The sequence below is a fragment of the Vibrio sp. 1-1(7) genome (assembly GCF_013048485.1).
In the GTDB taxonomy this organism is placed as follows: Bacteria; Pseudomonadota; Gammaproteobacteria; order Enterobacterales; family Vibrionaceae; genus Vibrio; species Vibrio fujianensis.
This window is the reverse complement of record NZ_VHSP01000002.1, coordinates 90,292-107,303: the sequence shown is the minus strand read 5'-3', so window position 1 is coordinate 107,303 and position 17,012 is coordinate 90,292. Positions and strand designations below refer to the sequence as shown.

The following is a 17,012-nucleotide window of genomic DNA, read 5'->3' as shown; positions in this document are numbered from 1 at the left end:
TGAGGAAACTTACATGAGAACAGGGACATTTTGGGAAACGGTAAAACAGATGGCAATGATGACGACAAATACTTGTCGAGTTGCAGCGCATCAAGGGCAAAACACAACGATGTTTGAGCGTGAACAGATTCAATTATTAAAAGAGAAATGTGAGCGCCATTTGCGTGTTTTAGATGATGAAAGAGAGTTGGCTTTAAACCGCGGCAACGGTCTAAAGCCGAGTGAAAAACCTTGCGAGGAAATTTCACATACCACTTCGGAGAAGCAGTAATGATAAGCATAGCACTAAGAGCACGGATAGAGAACCACCAGTACCGCTGGTTTAAGGTGGAGAATGGGCTATTTATCGAAATCACTCATGATGAGCTGGCTGATCTGTATGAAGCGAAGCGTCTTTATGTCAAAGCGGTTTATGAGGGCGGAGCGATCTAATGTCGAATAGTGAATTGATTTTAGATAAACCCCTTACGGCTGATCAGTTAGTTAACCAAAGCTCTGGCTGTACTGAGTGGTACACCCCGTCGTGGCTAACATCGCTTTGCTCTGAATTGATGGGCGGAATTGATTTAGATCCTGCCTCTTGTGAAGTTGCTAATAAAACGGTTGGTGCAACGCGTTATTACACAAAAGCAGATGACGGGCTTAGTCGTGATTGGTTTGGCAATGTGTTTATGAATCATCCTTTCGGTAAGCCGGAACAGGCTTGCGTGAGAAGCAAAACCGATCGTTCACGTTTTCTTTGCAACAAAAAAAGATGCAAAGAAAGAGGCTACCACACGGAGCATTATGTTCCTGGCAATTCAGACTGGATCAACCGGTTTATTGAGCAGTATGAGGCGGATAAATTTCGTCGTGGCGTCGCACTCACTTTTGCAAGTACTTCGGAAGATTGGTTTAAGCCCTTGTATCAATTCCCAAGATGCTGGCTGTACAAGCGAGTTCATTTCCTTGATGCCAACGGTAATGAGGTGAAGGGAGCAACCAAAGGCTGCGTTCTAACTTTTGCGGGCATGGAGTTCGGAAAGATTGAGCGGATATTTTCTAAGTACGGCAAAGTTGATCGGGGGTAGATGATGGCTAAAGACAGAGAACTTATTGAAAAGTTAGAAGAAGCTGAAAATTTTATCAAAGCAATAAAACACGGTCTTGAGCGTAAAGTGAGAGACGAAACTCAGCTTGAAGTTATCAACATGGATGCAAAGGCGCTTGTTGATGTGAGCCAAGAGATTGAAATGATCACTCAGTATCTAGAGTCGATTGGGGTGGTGGCATGAGCGAACTGGAGAAAAATTTCAAAGCATCAGCAGTAATGGAATTTGTTGACATGATACGCGGTGCTTATGATTCAGGCTTTATCGACAATCATCCCACCATTTACGACATCTACCGCTCAGCTCAAATGCACGTCAAGGATCGCTACGGTGTTGACACTGATAATTGGGATGACGAGTTAGCTAAAGAAAGCCGCACTGATAATTTTGAAAATGCACTTAAGGCAATGAAGGGGGGGGGCAGAGTGATGTCTTTAGTTCATAACTATCAAGGTATTAAAGGGCTTCGTGCTATTGCTGAAAAGTTTGGTATTAATCCTTCCACGCTTCGTCATCGCGTTAACAAAAGAGGAATGGATATTGAACAGGCGTTGGGAATAAAACCCTACGTTAAACCGAAAAATACCATGGGTTTCCGTAAGCCGGACTTGTTATCCGATTTGTGGTGTTTGGCATTGAGTATTAACAGGGGAGCGAATCATGACTAGGTTATTTGAGGTGGTGCGTGAGCTTTCAGGCCACTCATCATCAATCAGCATTCCCCGACCATATATTAAGTTTTGCGAGGGTAATCATACCCACGCCGCTGTACTTTCTCAGCTTGTTTTCTGGTCTGGTACTAAATCAGATGGGGAATGGTTTTATAAATCTAATGACGAGTTAGGTGAGGAGCTTTGTCTTTCTTGTGATCAAGTTCGCTATGCTATTCGTCAGCTTAAAAAGCGTTTAGACGGCGTGATCATCAGTCGAGTCAAAAAAGCAAATGGAGTTCCGACTACTCATTATCAAATAGATGGCAATAAGCTGGTAGAACTTATGTTCCCCAGAAATGAGCAAGATTCCCAAATGGATTTGGGAAAATTACCAGAACCGAATCCAGTGGAAGAAAGTGAACACAATTCCCAAATGGAAACGGTAATTTTACCAGATGGAAGTGGAAATATTACCGAATCCAAACGGGAAAATTACCAGAACCTTGGAAGTGGTAATTTTACCGATTCCATTAACAGATCCAAACCAGATACTAACAAACAGATCATCCCCCTAAGCCCCCCTGAAGGGGAAGGCCAACAAGATATTAATTCTGTGGTTATGGATTCTTACAATGAAATCCTTGGGCAGCGGTTTGTATTTTGTAAAACACTCAACGACAAACGAAAGCGTTCGATTAAGAAGTTTGTATCTGAGTTGGAGTCGCTAGGTGTTGACTCTGTTGCTGATTACTTTCAAGCCTTTAACGCTTCTGCTGGTGATTTTTATGCTGGTGTGAACGATCGTGGTTGGCGAGCCAGTTTTGATTATGTTTTGCGTTCGGATGTGGTGGTTCGCGTGGTGGAGGGATCGCTGGGTGGCCAAGTTACCAGAAGCCTTTCTGATATCAACGATAGCACCGATTGGATTTATGACATGGACATGCCAGAGGGGTCACTATGAAAAGTGTTAGTCAACTTGCGACGGTTACCAATCTTCAGCGCTCAATGAATCAGCCTAAGAATCCTAATGTGGGCGTGAAATCTGATGAGACCGCTCGTCATGTGAATTTTATTTTTCGTGAATTATTGAGCGCATGTCCTGCGTGGAATGCTCGTTTTGAACGTAATCCCGCTGAGTTGAATGCCCTTAAACAATCGTATTTGAAAGGGCTGGTGGAGAATGGCTTATCTAGCATGGATGCTATTCAGAAAGGGATCCGCAACGCTCGTATGAGTGAAAGTGATTTTTTCCCTAGTGTGGGTAAGTTCATTAACTGGTGTCGTAATGATGATTTTATCCAGTGTTTTGAACGATTCATGCAAAACAACAAACCACAAAATCAATTTGAAAAACTGGTTTTTACTGATGCGGTGCATGCCAATGTGAAACGTAAAGCGATTGGCGATGACGAAAAAACCTTTAAGCGAATTTTTGATAAGTGGATTAAACGGTTTTCTGCTGGAGACATTCCACAGGATGTGCCCGCTCTTCCTCCACGTTCAGTTGTCATGCCTACGGACATAGCAAGAGAGCGTTGTGGTGTACCTAAACCAGAGCAGTTTCGTAAGGGGTCAGTGTTTGCTCGTATTGCTGAGCGGGCCCAAGGGGGAGTGCATGGTGAGTGAAAAAGATCTTATTGTGTTGATGAAAGCTCGCCGTAAGTTGTGGAGCCCTAGTGAACTTTGCGACGCGCTAGGAATGCATGTTTGTGAGCTTATTAGTTTGATAAAGAGAGCTCAGGTTAAAGGAGCGCCGCTTAAACATGTAAACAGTGCAGAAACAGCATATACCAGTAAATTTTGGTTGATAGAGGGATGAGTATGTTAGCGCAGTTTGAGTATCTTAAAGCGGTGGCGTCATGATCAGTCATTTAGAACAATTACTTTTAACCCATATTAAAGCGGTAAAACTCCAATTGCCCGAGGCTGAGTATCGGTTTCACCACAAGCGTAAATGGCGTTTTGACTTTGCTTATCCTGATTATCAATTAGCGATTGAAGTTGAAGGCGGTACGTGGACAACGGGGCGACATAACCGCGCAAAAGGCTATGAGTCGGATTGTGAAAAGTACAATACAGCAGCATTGATGGGATGGCGAGTTTTACGATTTACGGGAGACATGATAAAGCGAGGGGAGGCAATCAAAATGATAGAGGAGGCATTGGGTTGAAGAAAATTTATATTGCAGGGCCAATGACTGGGTTGCCTGAATTTAATAAACCTCAATTTTTTAAAGCAGAGTTTAAGTTGAAGTGCGAGAACTATACCGTCCTTAATCCCGCCATTCTCCCTGATGGGTTGGAGCATCATGAATATATGGAGATTTGCCTTCCGATGGTACGTGTTTCTGATGCTGTTTATATGCTGAAAGGATGGGAGAGATCGAGAGGGGCAAATATGGAACATGATTACGCAATGGATATAGGGCTAGAGGTCATTTACGAATGTTAGTGCTACAGCCTTTTTTGCAAGCCGATCTTGGTATTGTGATGTTTAAGCCCGGTAAAACGTTACTTTCTGAGTTAGTAAAAATGAGCCAAGGTAACCGGCTGGTAGTTATGCCATTACCGGACGAGCTTGTTAACGTACCAAGCGGAAAACTCAATAAGCCATTGTTATCATCTGGTGATAAGTCATTAGTAAAAGATCACCGACTTGCCGAATTTTTCATACATCAAGAAGTGCAAAAGCGACTAGGGGGATTCAATTACTGGCTTGAGCGTATCCCTCACTGTCAGCTTTCGGATGATGGTTATTGTGATAAGAACCTGACCACGCTTAATCTTGACGTTGGAGGCGTTCGTCTCTGCTGGCACCACGACAATCATGAGAGAGCTATACCAACAGAACGATGCCAAGAAATAGCAAAGAGAAACGTAATGCTATGGGCAATGGAGAGGATTTGCTATCAACTTAAATTAGAGCAAGGGCATATCCTGACGCTAGCAGAAGTTTGCTGGTGGAGTGTTGTTAATGCTGTGTATGAGTATTTACCACAGTCCATAGTTGATGAAATCTTTGGTGTTAAACCAAAAAAGACAACTGGTGAGTTAATTCGACGAGAAAGTGATGATCGCTACTATGTTGATAGCAAAGATCTACTGCGTGACAGAGTAAAGAAAGTCGAGCTAATCGTTGATGACGAACCACCAGCTCTGTATATGGCTAGACCAAAGGAATTGACTTGGCACTGTGAAAAATACCTTAAGTTTGTTCGATCACTACCTTGCGTTATCACAGGCAAAACAGTGGATGTTGTCGCTCATCATCTAATAGGACATGGCGAGGGAAAGGCAGGAGCGAAGGCTCATGATTTATTCACTATACCCCTGCATATTGATGAACACCGCCGCTTTCATGATGATCCTAAAAAATGGGAAGCTCAACATGGATCACAGTTGTTCTATGTAAAGCAGACGATAAAGAAAGCGTTGGATTTGGGGGCGCTATTGTGAGAGATAATTCCACAGTTTAGTGATGAGGATCGTGCTATATAAAAGCACATAGAATTAGCTTATACTGTTTTTTTATACAGCTTTGTAGTTAAGGTGGGTAAAACAATGGGGTTGGTTATTAATGTTGAGCGATGGGATATGGCTGCGGCTATCAGCATAGCTACCGAGGGTATTAGAGCTAAATACAATGCTGGTTCCGGTGGGGGTGGCTTTGGTGCTGCAGATAGAGAAATCGGTGCTAAGTTAGATGGAGCTAAAATTCTTGCTGTAATCGATCAGATGGAAATAACCGCGCAGCATTTAGCAGATTGGTGCTTGTTTGCTTATGCATCGCCCCTGTGGAATTCAACTGATAATAAAATCCGATTTCTGAAAACACTAATGAATGATTGGGCTGTACTCTCTTTGGAACAAGGCACAGTTATTCAGAAAAAAACTTTTGAGAGAATGGCTTGTCTTGCCTCTGTTGTTGCTGGTGCATTTGCTTTAGAGCAGATACAAGGAGTTTCAGTTATAAATACCGATAGGGGGCTAAGTTACCAGCCTAAGCTTACTCGTTCTTACCTGATACATTTGCTTGTTGAGCATGACCTCAAAAACGCTTCCGAGAGTGTTAGAAACTCGGAATTTGAAAGTAAGCGTAGACGATATTACCAGACGCATTGGGATGTTTGGCATTCAAATATTGAGGAGATGAGAAGTCTCTTGATGAATTATGATAAGTCCGCCCGTTTTCTTTTTAAGAAAACACTTGAAAAACAAAATGGGTCATATTAGTGTATGTATATCTAGTATGGATAAGTATACAGTTAACTAAGTAACCGCTTTAAAGGCGGTTTTTTTGTGCCTACTATTTCTCGTTTAGCTCAGCATTTTTGCTGGGCTTTTTTATTGTCAAAACAAAATCCAAGGGCACTCCGGCAGGGGGTGAATATGCGTATGAATGAAAAAATCTCCAGTTCTCTGTCGTATGCGTGGGCGTGGTTCTGCGGTTTATTCGCATGGGTTCCTGGTATTTCGCCGGACTGGTGGACGGTAATTATTGGTGCTATTGGCATGGTGATAACCGCTGCGATTAACTGGTATTGGCAAGAAAAGCGGTTCAAAGAGGATTATAGCGACGAGCAAGCTAAATAATATAACGGATCCACTAATCGCGGAGGAGTCATGATCGATGCAAAGCACTTAACCACCTTAGTTGTGCGACCGACGTTGAAACAGTTGGGATTGCACAGCCGCGCAGCTGAACAGCTTATCGTTGGTACGATCTACCAAGAAAGCCACGCCAAATACTTAAAGCAGCTGGGCAATGGTCCGGCACTGGGTGTTATCCAAATGGAGCCGGCAACATACAAAGATATCTGGGACAACTACCTGACATATAAACGCAAGCTGGCGAATCAAATCACTGAACTGTCCAGTATGGCAAGCTTAGATGAAGATATGCGCCCGGATGTTACCCAATTGATCACCAACTTAGCGTTTGCGGTGGCCATGTGTCGTGTTCACTATCTTCGAAAAAAGCCCGCGTTACCGAAAGCCGGTGATATTGATGGCTTGGCCCAGTACTGGAAAGACCACTACAACACCCATTTGGGTGCGGGTACCGTTGACGAGTTCAAGAAGAATTTCCCGCTTGAGGTACTGAATTGTTAAGCAGGAACAGCAGCGCACCCGAACGGTGCATTAACAGGGCGGTCATGATGGCTGCCTTTTCTATATATAGAGGAGTAAAGCCGACATGAAATATCTGTTTATGGTGGCGTTCTTTCTGATCGCCCCCACAGTCCTAGCTAATGGAGTTTCTCCGGAAGTTCCGCCGATTGATTGGGTAACGTTGCTTGCTGTTCTGTTTGGTGAGCATGGTAAAACGATAGCGGCCTGGGTGTCTGTTGCCCTTGTTGTCTGGTCCCAAGTCCGCCAGCTTATCCCGCCACAGTGGATGGCTAAGTTACCAAACTGGTTGATCGATGTTCTTGAGTTCTTAGCCGCGAACAAAGGTAAGGCGGGCAATGAAGCATGGAACGACCCCAAACATATTAAGCGGGCAAAAACGACATGAATTTACCTGGCTGGTTAACCGTAATTCCCGCCCTGGTTAAACGGTTCATTAACGAGCTAGACCGCCGCCGCGTGGAAGCAAAACGAATACGCCGAGAGGATCGACTTAATGAGATTAAAGAGGACCCAACGGCTAGTCATGCTGATCGGTTCGGCCCTAGTGCTGGCCGCGTGTCAATCAACCCCGATGATAGCAACACCTGATTATGTGGATTGTAAGCCAACGCCCCCACAGCTTGAGTGGTACGAAGTGGACGGTGGCGGTATCTACTATCCGCAAAGGTCAGTAATCAATATGCAGTTGTATATCGAGGACTTAAATAGCTGCATTGACTATCACCAAGCTAATCCTGGCTAGGTTTCAACTATCCGGTAATTCCAGATAGTTGCCGAGTGTTGTTACTGGCTGCACTTGTTATCAGTTAAGTCAGCATGTGATCGCAACGAATCCCGCATGTGTCCAATAGGAAGGGATAAGGATCGGTTAGCGCCCGATAGTGCATAAGTTAGCTACAAGAAAAGTGACCCAAGGCTACTGGCTGCCTTAAAGCCAGTTCTAACACCGCCAAAGACAAAGAATGCTAGTGACTTGCGACGTCGTCGAGCGTTGCCAGGCTTCGGCCATTAAACAGCAGTGCCTACGGCGGTGACCCTTTTTAAATATCCTTTGTGTATTTAGTGAGTATTCAAAGGATATTTTGTTATGCCTCCACGAACCCCTAAGCCTTGTCGCCATCCCCATTGTGGTGGCCTGACTAATGACAAGAGTGGTTACTGTGACAAGCATCGTCACACCGGTTGGGAAATGCACCAAGCAGGACGCAGCCGCCATCAGCGTGGCTATGGCAGTGATTGGGATAAGCTCCGAACCAGAATACTGAGACGAGATAAGTACCTATGCCAATGCTGCTTACGTGGTGGTCGCGCTGTTCCGGCTTGTGATGTGGACCATATCATAGCCAAGGAACATGGCGGAACGGATGAAGATAGCAACTTGGAGGCGTTATGTCGGCCATGCCACAAAGCGAAAACTGCACGAGAAAGAACGAAAACACCCATTCGAAACAGCAAATAATGATCGTTTTGCAGATCAAATGGGCGTTTTGGGTACCAATTTACTTAAAAACTTTGGTGTTGTTTTGCCGAACCTTTGGCACACAACCAGACCCTCTCAAGGTCGCACAGACAGCACGAAAAGGTATCAAGGTGATGCTACCTCAATCCTATAATCAAAAAGGCTTCAAGGCGGTTTTAGTTCGCTTGTTGTTCCCGTTCTCAGACCATGGGGGGTGGGGTAAATCTCTACGACCTTTTCGATAGGTACCGCAGCCCCAAGTAAATTTTTATGTGCAATAAATAAGGATCTTTTTTTTACAGCTAGATCCTTGTTGTGACACGTCACTAAAGATGAGGTTTTAAAATGACGAGAGCAGCAGGCGGTGGCCGAAAAAGCGGCAAATCTACGCTGCCATCAGCCCCCGCTCACGAAGCTATGACTAAAGCACCGCCTCCCGATGAGTTACGAGATGATAACGCGGTGGCTATCTGGAAAACGCAAGCCAAAGTCTTAATCGAGCGACGCATTTTAACTGTCGACCATCTGCCGCTTCTCATGGCGTATTGCAATAGTTTTTCTTTATATCTTGAAGCTGAGAAAGCCATTAGTGAAGCCGGTATGACCGTTAACAGTGCCCTAGGTGGTCCTAAAAAAAATCCCGTGGTCAATGTTCGTCAAGATGCGCTTTCTGCTCTCGTGCGCATTGGTAGCTTGCTTGGTTTAGATCCGCTGTCCATGCGTCGAATGGCCGGAGGGGGTGGTGGAGATAAGAGCGACGAAAACGAATTCGCTGAATTCTTACCATCGAGGTGATTTATGTCGAGATGATTTATGGCTAAGTATCCGAACGTAAGTGCCGCAGCGAAGTACGCACGGGACATTGTTAGCGGTCGGATCATTGCTTGTAAATACGCTATCCAAGCGTGTCAACGCCATTTGGACGACCTCGAAAAGAGCAAAGACAAAGCGTATCCGTATCGCTTCAACAAAGACAAAGCTGAGGGCGTTTGTAGATTTATACAGCTCTTACCGCACACCAAAGGTAAATGGGCAAAAAAGCCATTAAAAGACCGGCGCATTAAGTTAGAGCCCTGGCAATTGTTCATTCATGCCGTTCTCTATGGTTGGGAACGAAAGAGGGATAAGCGTCGCCGCTTCAGAGTGGCTTACGTCGAAGTGCCACGAAAGAACGGAAAAAGCATCATCGCCGCGGGCAATGGTCTCTGGATGTTTGCGGCAGATAACGAATACGGCGCAGAGGTTTACTGTGGCGCAACCACAGAGAAACAGGCTTGGGAGGTATTTAAACCAGCGAAGAAGATGGCCGAAGCACTGCCAAACCTTCGTCGTTCGTTCATGATTGACGTCATGGCCAAGAAAATGGAACGGCCAGACGGCAGCATTTTCGAACCGGTGATCGGTGACCCTGGCGACGGTTCAAGCCCACATTGCGCAATCGTCGATGAGTATCACGAGCATGATGGTCCCGAACTGTATGACACCATGTCAACAGGTATGGGGGCACGTGAACAACCGCTCATCTTTGTGATCACCACTTCGGGCTACAACATAGCTGGCCCTTGTAAAGACTTGCACGACGATGTCGTAAAAATCTTAGAAGGCACGACCGATGACGACGAGATCTTTGGCATCATCTACACCATTGATGAAGACGACGATTGGACAGACCCCGCCGTTCTGGCCAAAGCTAACCCTAACCTGGGCGTATCCGTGGATGAAGATTGGCTGCGCAGTCAACAAATGCGCGCTATTCGTAACCCGCGCTATGCCAATACGTTCAAAACAAAACACCTTAATCGATGGGTGTCCGCATCACTTGCTTTCTTCAATATGGAAGATTGGAAAGCTGCCGAAGATACCAGCCTATTGATAGAGGATTTCAAAGACAGCTCATGTTGGTTGTCGCTAGACTTGGCATCAAAGATTGATATATGTAGCCAGATCATGCTGTTTACTCGGAAGGATGACAAAGGACAGCTTCATTTTTACATCTTCTCCAAGCATTATCTGCCGGAAGATACGGTATTCGACCCCGACACTAAGAATCGCAAGGTTTACCAAAAGTGGGTAAGTACGCCTTGGCCAAACAGTGGCGGCAGTGCGCTGATCTCCACTGACGGGGCCGAGGTGGATTTCAACGAGATTGGGGAAGATATTCAGAACTTTTCTGATGAGTTTGAAGTGCGCGAAGTACCCCACGATCCGTGGGGTTCCACCCAGCTTGCGCAAGAGCTTACGGCGGCGGGAATTACCGCCGTCAAAGTACCGCAAACCACGGCACACCTATCACCGGGCATGATTGAACTTGAAGCCGCCTTAAAAGCAGGGCGTGTTCACCATGACGGAAATCCAGTGCTCACCTGGATGATGAGCAACGTTGTCAGCAAGCCAGATGCCAATGAAAACCACTTTCCACGCAAAGACAAACCAGACCAGAAAATTGATGGTGCGGTGGCGTTGATTATGGCGGTTTATCGCGCGCACTTGGCAACGGAAACCTTTGACCCATACGACGATCTAGATGATGAGGATTTATACCTGTGACATACATACTCAACCTGATCGGCCTCGCAGGTTTTGCCGCGTTGCTGAGTGGGGTTTATCTCAAATTCGGGTTGTCGGCTACCTTAATGTTTGGCGGATCCATGCTGTTGATTTTTGCCTTATTGGCATTAAGAAAACTAGGGAGTCGCCATGCTTGATTTGTTGTTTGAAAGCCGCTCAAATCCAGAAGACCCATCCGTCCCGTTGTCTGAGCTCGATCCAGCTGATTGGGGAGTGGGCTCAGGTGTTAGTGTGGAATCCGCGATGGGCTTGTCTGCGGTCTATTCCTGTATTGGTGTTCTTGGTCGCTCTATGGGCCAGTTGCCATTGCATGTGATGCGCCGTAATGAAAATGGCTTCGTTTCTCGTGCCACGGATCACCCTGTTTACTATCTGCTACATGATGAGCCAAATCCCTTTCAAACTAGTTATGACTGGCGAGAATCAGGTATGGTTCATGTGAGCGGCTGGGGTAATCATTACACCGAAATCGTGCGTCATCCTCGTTCGGGGGAAGTGCGCGAACTTGGTTTGATTAGACCTTGGGAATCCAACTTAGTCAAAACCCATTCAGGACGTTACACCTATGCCGTTACTGGTGACGACGCACGTGGGCGAGCAGTCAGTCCTGAAGATATGATCCACATAAAAGCGATTGGTTCAGATGGCAAAGTAGGGAAAAGTCCAATCACCCAGTGTCGGGAATCCTTTGCGCTAGGCCTAGAAACCCAAGGTTATGGCAACCAATTCTTTCGAAGCGGGGGCAAGCCAACGGGTATTGTCTCTGTCAAATCGCAACTAGAGAAATCGAGCTGGGATCGATTGCTCGACCGCTGGCGAAAGTCGAAAGCAGAGATGCAAAGTAACGACAATAAAACGTTGTTCTTACCATCTGAGCTCGCATATCAGTCGATCACCATTCCGCCAGAAGATGCACAGTTCTTAGAAACTCGCAAATTCAGTCGTTCTGAAGTAGCGGGTATTTACAACGTGCCGGCACACATGATTAACGACCTGGAAAAAGCCACCTTTTCCAACATTTCAGAGCAAGCCATTCAGTTCGTTCGTCACACTATGATCCCGTGGGTCGTGAAGTGGGAGCAGGAGCTCAACCGGAAACTATTCACTGAGCAAGAACGACGGGCTGGGTATTACGTCAAGTTCAACCTAAACGGTCTATTACGCGGTACCGCCCAAGAACGCGCTGAATTCTATTCGAAAGCCATTCGTGATGGCTGGATGACCCGCAACCAAGTACGAGAACTGGAAGATATGAACCAAGCCGATGGTTTGGATACTTATCTGCTCAGCGCCGATCTTCAAACAAAAGAGGCCAAACCTAATGAGTAAAAACCTCAATGAGATTTTTATCCGCAGTGATGAAATCAAAGTTGAAAAACGGGAGGACGGAGAGGGGCCACGTATCGTCGGGTACGCGGCCAAGTTCAACACTCGCAGTAACAACCTCGGCGGTTTTGTCGAAGTGATCGCCCCTGGTGCGTTTGATGACGTTTTGGACGATGACGTTCGCGCCCTGTTTAACCATGACCGAAATTTTGTCCTAGGCCGAACCAAAGCGGGTACGCTCACACTGACCGTTGATGAGGTTGGTTTGCGTTACGAGATCACCCCGCCAGACACCCAAACGGTGCGAGACATGGTGATCGAACCAATGGACCGTGGCGACGTCAGCCAAAGCTCGTTTGCGTTTCGTTTACCTTCAGACGGATATCGATGGGATGAGGATGATGATGGGGTATATGTCCGCACCATCACTCGCGTTTCAAAACTGTTGGATGTCAGCCCAGTGACCTATCCAGCTTACAACGACACCGAAGCCAGTACCCGAGCCCTTGAAGAAGCGCGCGCGGCTTGTACTGACGACAGTGAAGAACAGCGCCAATTGGCGCAGCATCAAGAGCAGCAGTACCGCGATCGGTTGTTGCAAACCCTGTAAAACCTTTCATTACTCAAACCGGAGAAAGTTGAATGAAATACCATGAAATGAAGAAAAAACGTGACACGATCGCGCGTCAAATGCGTGAGTTAAACGATAAGGCGAAAGATGAAAAACGCGCGTTCACGGATGATGAAACCACTCAATGGCGAGACATGACGTCAGAGCTGGAAAGCTTAGATTCACAAATTGAACGTGAAGACCAGCTTCGAGAACAAGATGAGCGATTTGTTCGTGATGATAACAATAATACGCCAAACAACCCTGAAGAATCACCAACCGAGCTGCGCCAAGCCGAAGCTTTTACCAATTATTTGCGCCATGGTTTTGCTGAGCTATCGCAAGAAGACAAGGCCCAGCTTCGTGCTCTAGGTACGACAGCTGGTACGACTGGCGGCTTTACCGTACCAAAAACCTTTGTAAATAGAGTGGTTGAAAGTATGGCGGTGTACGGTGGCATTGCTAACGTTTGTCAGGTCATTACAACTCAAGATGGTCGTTCTATGCCTTGGGCTGTGTCCGATGGTCGAACTGAAATTGGTGAAATGCTGGCAGAAAACCAAGAAGCAGGAAAAGGGGATCCGACATTCAGTCAAGTTGAGATTGGCGCAAAGAAAGGCAGCTCTAAAATCGTATTGGTATCGAATGAGCTATTGCAAGACAGCATGATTGATGTCGATGCGTTTGTGGCGCGTCGTATCGGTCAGCGCTTAGGTCGTCTGGAAGCGAGCCAAATCATTACTGGGGATGGTCTTGGCAATAACTTAAATGGCTTGAACAAACAGGTGCAATTAAAACATGAAGCGGCGGCACTCTCTGGCGTATCCTACGCTGATTTGATTAACCTCAAGCACAAAGTGGATCCAGCTTATCGTAACGGCCCAAATACGCGTTGGGCATTCAACGACGACACATTCAAAGGCTTCAAGCTGATGAATGATTCCAATGGCCGTCCGCTATGGTTGCCAGCGATTGCCGGTGTTGCACCAGCCACCATTGATGGCGATCAATACGTGATCGACCAAGGCATCGCTAAAGCGGGCGCAAGCAATAAGTCCGTGTTCTATGGTGATTGGTTATCGGTCGTGCTACGCCGTGTGGCGTACATGAACCTGCGCCGCTTGACCGAGCGTTACGCTGAATTCGATCAGATGGGCTTCATTGGCTTCCACCGCTTTGATGTACTGTTGGAAGACGTTGCAGCTATTGCCGCGCTAGAACACGCTGCGGCTTAATTATCACCCTCAGAATGAGCCCACCAAACGGTGGGCTTTTTCATGCAAGAAGGAATAGCCCATGACAACCACCAAAGCCAAAACGCCCGCTGCAAAAGCGAAAGAGAACACCAAAGATTCAGCAACAATCTCAGAAGTGAAAGCTCCAAGTGACGCCACCGCGCAAGAGGGAGCGACGTCAGAACCTTCTGTTCAACAAACTCAAACGCAAGGTGACGCTAAATCACCGAAAGATCCGGAACCAGAGTCTCAAGTTCAGCAGAGCCAAGAATCACCAACGCCGCCTGAAGCATCAACCGACGAAGTTCAAGTAAAGCTGAAAATGCCACTTTGGGATTCTCTAAAACAGCGTTCTTTCACGATTAACGATCTGTATCCGTGCTCAGAGAAAGAGGCGCAGCGCCTTATTGAGAATGGTACGGCGGTAAAAGCCGATGCTTGATCTGGTTAAGGTAAAAAACCAGTGCAGTATCGATGACGACATCACCGAGCATGATCAGCAGCTTACTCTCTACTTGTCGGCGGCTAAGCGAGCCGTTGAGAACTACCTCAATCGTCCCGTCTACTGGACCCAAGAGGAAGTGCCGCAAGACCCAGAGTTAGTGCCAGAAAATGCTTTTGTGGCCAGAGAGGACACAGAACTGGCGGTGTTATTGTTAATTGGCCACTGGTTTGCGCATCGAGAAGCAGTGACAGAAAACAGCGTTAAAACCCTTCCTCTCGGCGTTAGTTTTCTGTTGGATTTTGATCGAGATATTAATCTGTGAGGGTGTATGCAAGCAGGCAAACTCAATCAACGAATCACCCTGTATCGCACTGCAACCGGCAAAAGCCCAAGCGGTGCACCCACGGTTGAACTCGTTAAGTCAGCCTCTCCTTGGGCAGAACTCATCGCAAACGCCAGCGGCCAAAACGCTGGCAACGACCGAGAGCGGCCCGAGAACACTTATCAATGGCGGTTGCGCTGGCGTGAAAATATCGAGCAAGACCACTGGCTGCACTGGCGTGGTCGCTGGATGAAAATCACTGGCGTCAACGATTCCGATCCTCGCCGCCAAGAGCTTATCCTTGACGCCGTTGCCAATCCAAAATCAAAACCGCCACCGATAAAGGGGGAGGAATAACGATGATAGAGAGTTGGGATGTATCTGGTTTGCAAGAGCTTGAAAAAGCCCTGACTGACATCGGCGAAAAGGCTGGCTTGCGCACCTTACGCAAGGCTAGTCGTGAAGCCATGGGCGGGGTGCAGTTCGCTATGGCCATGGGTGCTGGTTACGATAATGAATCGATGGAAGGTGAACACATGCGCGACAGCATCAAGATCACCACCAAAAAACTAGACAGCAAGTATGGCGGCAAAGATAACGCTCTGACTACTCGTGTCGGCCCGTCGAAAAAACATAGCCAAAAAGCCATCGCACAAGAATACGGAACAGCAAAACAAACCGCTGTGCCGTTTATGCGCCCAGCGCTATTTGAAAACCGTCACCGTGTAGTCAGTACATTCCGCACCGTACTGGCTATCGAAATTCAAAAAGCCATTAAGAAACAAGTAAAATGAATCTAGAGCAAGCCTTAAATGCCTGGTTAAGTGAATTAACTGGGCTGAAATGCTATTGGTTAAAGCGGCCAGATCACGCAGATAACGCCGTCGTCTATCGATGCATTTCGCCCGGCATCGTTGAAGCCAATCTAGCGAGCACGGGCATTCGTGAAGATAGCTATAGCATCACGATTTATCACCGCGATCCAGAAAAAGGAAAAGCACTCGCTGATGCTGTTTTTAAGCGTCTAGACAACTTCAATGGCGCGTTAAACCCCTTGACCGAAAATGAATATTACATCCAACTCATTACTTTTAGCGGCGGCTTTGATCAGTGGCTAAGCGGCGATGAGTACCAATTTAACCGAGACTTTGTCCTTTACCATTAAGGAATCGACATGACTGATATTAAAGACCCCGTTAAGTACGCCAGACTTCCTGCAGGAACCAAGGTTTATTGTGCCGAAATTGACACTCCTGAATCACGAAAGCTGCTTAAAGACATGAACGCTATTGGCACAACAGGCAAGAAATCCGGCTTTGTTGAACTTGATCGGCTTATTGATGTCGAACCAAAGTTCATGGCGGACACTCCCGAAGCACCTGATAAAGAGTGGGTTCTGATTGACGATCCAACCGATGAGAATACAGCTTGGTTGCTTGAAAAAGCAGATCGAAACGAAGCGGTAATTATTTATGTTGAATTTCCAAATCGGCGCTGGGCTGAAATGGTCATTGCGCTTGGCGGATGGGAACTCAAAGAGTTGGAGAAAGGTAAGCCGATGATGCTGTCAGTTGCAGGCAAACAGAACAGCATTAAGCGCGGAATCATTGCAGAAAGTGGAGAATAACGACCCATGTCAATCAAACAAAAATTACTTACCCCAGCGCCAAAGCCTCCTGTTGAGCTTCAACTGTTACGCGAAACATTTCTTGCCCGCCGTCTGAGTGCTCATTTACTTGCGCATTACAATCAAGCGTTTGTTAAAGCGCGAACCTCAGACGATTCCGATGCCGCTGTGCAAGCGTCAGCATCATTAGTGCTTGATTCCATCATCGATGAAGATGGCCGACCACTCAGTGATTCGGTTTCACCGGACGAAATTATCAAGGTTTACGATCACGAAGATTTGAAAGATGCGGTCGACAAACTCATGAGCTTTAACTTCATGGGTGTTACGTCGGAAGCTGACGCAAAAAAAGATTAAAAGATGACCCTCTCCTGTTATTTTGCTTTGAGCTCGCCGAGCATATCGGCGGTGTCATTGACCCTTTTGTTATCTACAAAACGTTAGATAGCGAAACCTTGGCGCTTTGGCGCGCTTATTTGCAAATCAAATACGGACAAGACGATGATAGTTCACTGCTTGAACTGTCAGATCTTGACGCCCAAA

28 protein-coding genes and 1 pseudogene are annotated in these 17,012 nt (G+C 46.5%); all 29 read left to right on the top strand.

The window, feature by feature from the left end; all coding sequences use genetic code 11:
• Nucleotides 1-13 precede the first annotated feature (13 nt).
• The 29 genes and pseudogenes from FKN05_RS08625 to FKN05_RS08485 all read left to right on the top strand — a co-directional run bounded on the left by FKN05_RS08625 (nt 14) and on the right by FKN05_RS08485 (nt 16,826).
• Nucleotides 14-271, top strand: coding sequence for a hypothetical protein (locus tag FKN05_RS08625; protein ID WP_170887317.1), 258 nt, complete (start codon nt 14-16; stop codon nt 269-271).
• Nucleotides 271-432 (top strand): hypothetical protein, encoded by a 162-nt coding sequence (locus FKN05_RS08620; RefSeq protein ID WP_170887316.1) that lies wholly within the window; start codon nt 271-273, stop codon nt 430-432. Before FKN05_RS08625 ends, FKN05_RS08620 begins: the two co-directional genes overlap by 1 nt.
• Complete coding sequence (locus FKN05_RS08615; protein WP_170887315.1) at nt 432-1,070, top strand: DNA N-6-adenine-methyltransferase; 639 nt, start codon at nt 432-434, stop codon at nt 1,068-1,070. The genes FKN05_RS08620 and FKN05_RS08615 overlap by 1 nt, the downstream gene beginning before the upstream one ends.
• Entirely contained in the window at nt 1,071-1,274 is a 204-nt protein-coding gene (locus FKN05_RS08610) for a hypothetical protein (RefSeq protein WP_170887314.1), read from the top strand. It abuts the gene before it with no gap.
• Complete coding sequence (locus FKN05_RS16625) at nt 1,271-1,759, top strand: hypothetical protein (RefSeq protein WP_249339299.1); 489 nt, start codon at nt 1,271-1,273, stop codon at nt 1,757-1,759. The genes FKN05_RS08610 and FKN05_RS16625 overlap by 4 nt, the downstream gene beginning before the upstream one ends.
• Entirely contained in the window at nt 1,752-2,705 is a 954-nt protein-coding gene (locus tag FKN05_RS16620; protein WP_249339298.1) for a hypothetical protein, read from the top strand. The genes FKN05_RS16625 and FKN05_RS16620 overlap by 8 nt, the downstream gene beginning before the upstream one ends.
• A complete protein-coding gene (locus FKN05_RS08595) occupies nt 2,702-3,370 on the top strand; it encodes a replication protein P (protein ID WP_170887313.1) in 669 nt (222 codons plus the stop codon). Before FKN05_RS16620 ends, FKN05_RS08595 begins: the two co-directional genes overlap by 4 nt.
• 233 nt (nt 3,371-3,603) lie before the next feature.
• A complete protein-coding gene (locus tag FKN05_RS08590) occupies nt 3,604-3,915 on the top strand; it encodes a putative endonuclease domain-containing protein (protein WP_212752266.1) in 312 nt (103 codons plus the stop codon).
• Complete coding sequence (locus FKN05_RS08585) at nt 3,912-4,196, top strand: DUF4406 domain-containing protein (protein WP_249339297.1); 285 nt, start codon at nt 3,912-3,914, stop codon at nt 4,194-4,196. Before FKN05_RS08590 ends, FKN05_RS08585 begins: the two co-directional genes overlap by 4 nt.
• A gap of 38 nt (nt 4,197-4,234) precedes the next feature.
• Nucleotides 4,235-5,200 (top strand): DUF968 domain-containing protein, encoded by a 966-nt coding sequence (locus FKN05_RS08580; protein ID WP_249339296.1) that lies wholly within the window; start codon nt 4,235-4,237, stop codon nt 5,198-5,200.
• A 105-nt stretch (nt 5,201-5,305) separates the two neighbouring features.
• The gene (locus FKN05_RS08575; RefSeq protein WP_170887310.1) at nt 5,306-5,977 is read left to right on the top strand and encodes a hypothetical protein; all 672 of its coding nucleotides are present in this window, start codon (nt 5,306-5,308) and stop codon (nt 5,975-5,977) included.
• 66 nt (nt 5,978-6,043) lie between these two features.
• On the top strand, nt 6,044-6,337 hold the full coding sequence (locus tag FKN05_RS08570) for an HP1 family phage holin (protein ID WP_238105100.1): 294 nt from the start codon (nt 6,044-6,046) through the stop codon (nt 6,335-6,337).
• Nucleotides 6,338-6,367: 30 nt separating this feature from the next.
• Nucleotides 6,368-6,856 (top strand): hypothetical protein, encoded by a 489-nt coding sequence (locus FKN05_RS08565; RefSeq protein ID WP_212752265.1) that lies wholly within the window; start codon nt 6,368-6,370, stop codon nt 6,854-6,856.
• An 85-nt stretch (nt 6,857-6,941) separates the two neighbouring features.
• Nucleotides 6,942-7,262 (top strand): hypothetical protein, encoded by a 321-nt coding sequence (locus FKN05_RS08560; protein ID WP_170887309.1) that lies wholly within the window; start codon nt 6,942-6,944, stop codon nt 7,260-7,262.
• Between the two features lie 108 nt (nt 7,263-7,370).
• On the top strand, nt 7,371-7,619 hold the full coding sequence (locus FKN05_RS08555; protein ID WP_170887308.1) for a hypothetical protein: 249 nt from the start codon (nt 7,371-7,373) through the stop codon (nt 7,617-7,619).
• Nucleotides 7,620-8,009: 390 nt separating this feature from the next.
• Nucleotides 8,010-8,336: pseudogene (locus FKN05_RS08550) on the top strand (HNH endonuclease); the annotation flags it as partial.
• 345 nt (nt 8,337-8,681) lie between these two features.
• A complete protein-coding gene (locus FKN05_RS08545) occupies nt 8,682-9,131 on the top strand; it encodes a phage terminase small subunit P27 family (protein ID WP_170887306.1) in 450 nt (149 codons plus the stop codon).
• 18 nt (nt 9,132-9,149) lie between these two features.
• Complete coding sequence (locus tag FKN05_RS08540; RefSeq protein WP_170887305.1) at nt 9,150-10,883, top strand: terminase large subunit; 1,734 nt, start codon at nt 9,150-9,152, stop codon at nt 10,881-10,883.
• Nucleotides 10,880-11,041: a hypothetical protein gene (locus FKN05_RS08535; protein WP_170887304.1), complete on the top strand. Its 162-nt coding sequence runs from the start codon at nt 10,880-10,882 to the stop codon at nt 11,039-11,041. Before FKN05_RS08540 ends, FKN05_RS08535 begins: the two co-directional genes overlap by 4 nt.
• Complete coding sequence (locus FKN05_RS08530; RefSeq protein ID WP_170887303.1) at nt 11,034-12,233, top strand: phage portal protein; 1,200 nt, start codon at nt 11,034-11,036, stop codon at nt 12,231-12,233. Before FKN05_RS08535 ends, FKN05_RS08530 begins: the two co-directional genes overlap by 8 nt.
• The gene (locus tag FKN05_RS08525; protein WP_140154865.1) at nt 12,226-12,840 is read left to right on the top strand and encodes an HK97 family phage prohead protease; all 615 of its coding nucleotides are present in this window, start codon (nt 12,226-12,228) and stop codon (nt 12,838-12,840) included. Before FKN05_RS08530 ends, FKN05_RS08525 begins: the two co-directional genes overlap by 8 nt.
• A gap of 32 nt (nt 12,841-12,872) precedes the next feature.
• Nucleotides 12,873-14,075, top strand: a complete 1,203-nt coding sequence (locus FKN05_RS08520; RefSeq protein WP_170887302.1) for a phage major capsid protein — start codon at nt 12,873-12,875, stop codon at nt 14,073-14,075.
• Nucleotides 14,076-14,136: 61 nt separating this feature from the next.
• Entirely contained in the window at nt 14,137-14,517 is a 381-nt protein-coding gene (locus FKN05_RS08515; RefSeq protein WP_170887301.1) for a hypothetical protein, read from the top strand.
• Complete coding sequence (locus FKN05_RS08510; protein WP_170887300.1) at nt 14,510-14,842, top strand: head-tail connector protein; 333 nt, start codon at nt 14,510-14,512, stop codon at nt 14,840-14,842. The genes FKN05_RS08515 and FKN05_RS08510 overlap by 8 nt, the downstream gene beginning before the upstream one ends.
• Before the next feature lie 6 nt (nt 14,843-14,848).
• Nucleotides 14,849-15,199, top strand: coding sequence for a phage head closure protein (locus tag FKN05_RS08505; RefSeq protein ID WP_170887299.1), 351 nt, complete (start codon nt 14,849-14,851; stop codon nt 15,197-15,199).
• A gap of 2 nt (nt 15,200-15,201) precedes the next feature.
• Nucleotides 15,202-15,636: an HK97-gp10 family putative phage morphogenesis protein gene (locus FKN05_RS08500; protein ID WP_212752263.1), complete on the top strand. Its 435-nt coding sequence runs from the start codon at nt 15,202-15,204 to the stop codon at nt 15,634-15,636.
• Entirely contained in the window at nt 15,633-16,007 is a 375-nt protein-coding gene (locus FKN05_RS08495) for a hypothetical protein (protein ID WP_170887298.1), read from the top strand. The genes FKN05_RS08500 and FKN05_RS08495 overlap by 4 nt, the downstream gene beginning before the upstream one ends.
• A 9-nt stretch (nt 16,008-16,016) precedes the next feature.
• On the top strand, nt 16,017-16,469 hold the full coding sequence (locus FKN05_RS08490) for a phage tail protein (protein WP_170887297.1): 453 nt from the start codon (nt 16,017-16,019) through the stop codon (nt 16,467-16,469).
• A 6-nt stretch (nt 16,470-16,475) separates the two neighbouring features.
• On the top strand, nt 16,476-16,826 hold the full coding sequence (locus FKN05_RS08485; protein WP_170887296.1) for a hypothetical protein: 351 nt from the start codon (nt 16,476-16,478) through the stop codon (nt 16,824-16,826).
• Nucleotides 16,827-17,012 lie beyond the last annotated feature (186 nt).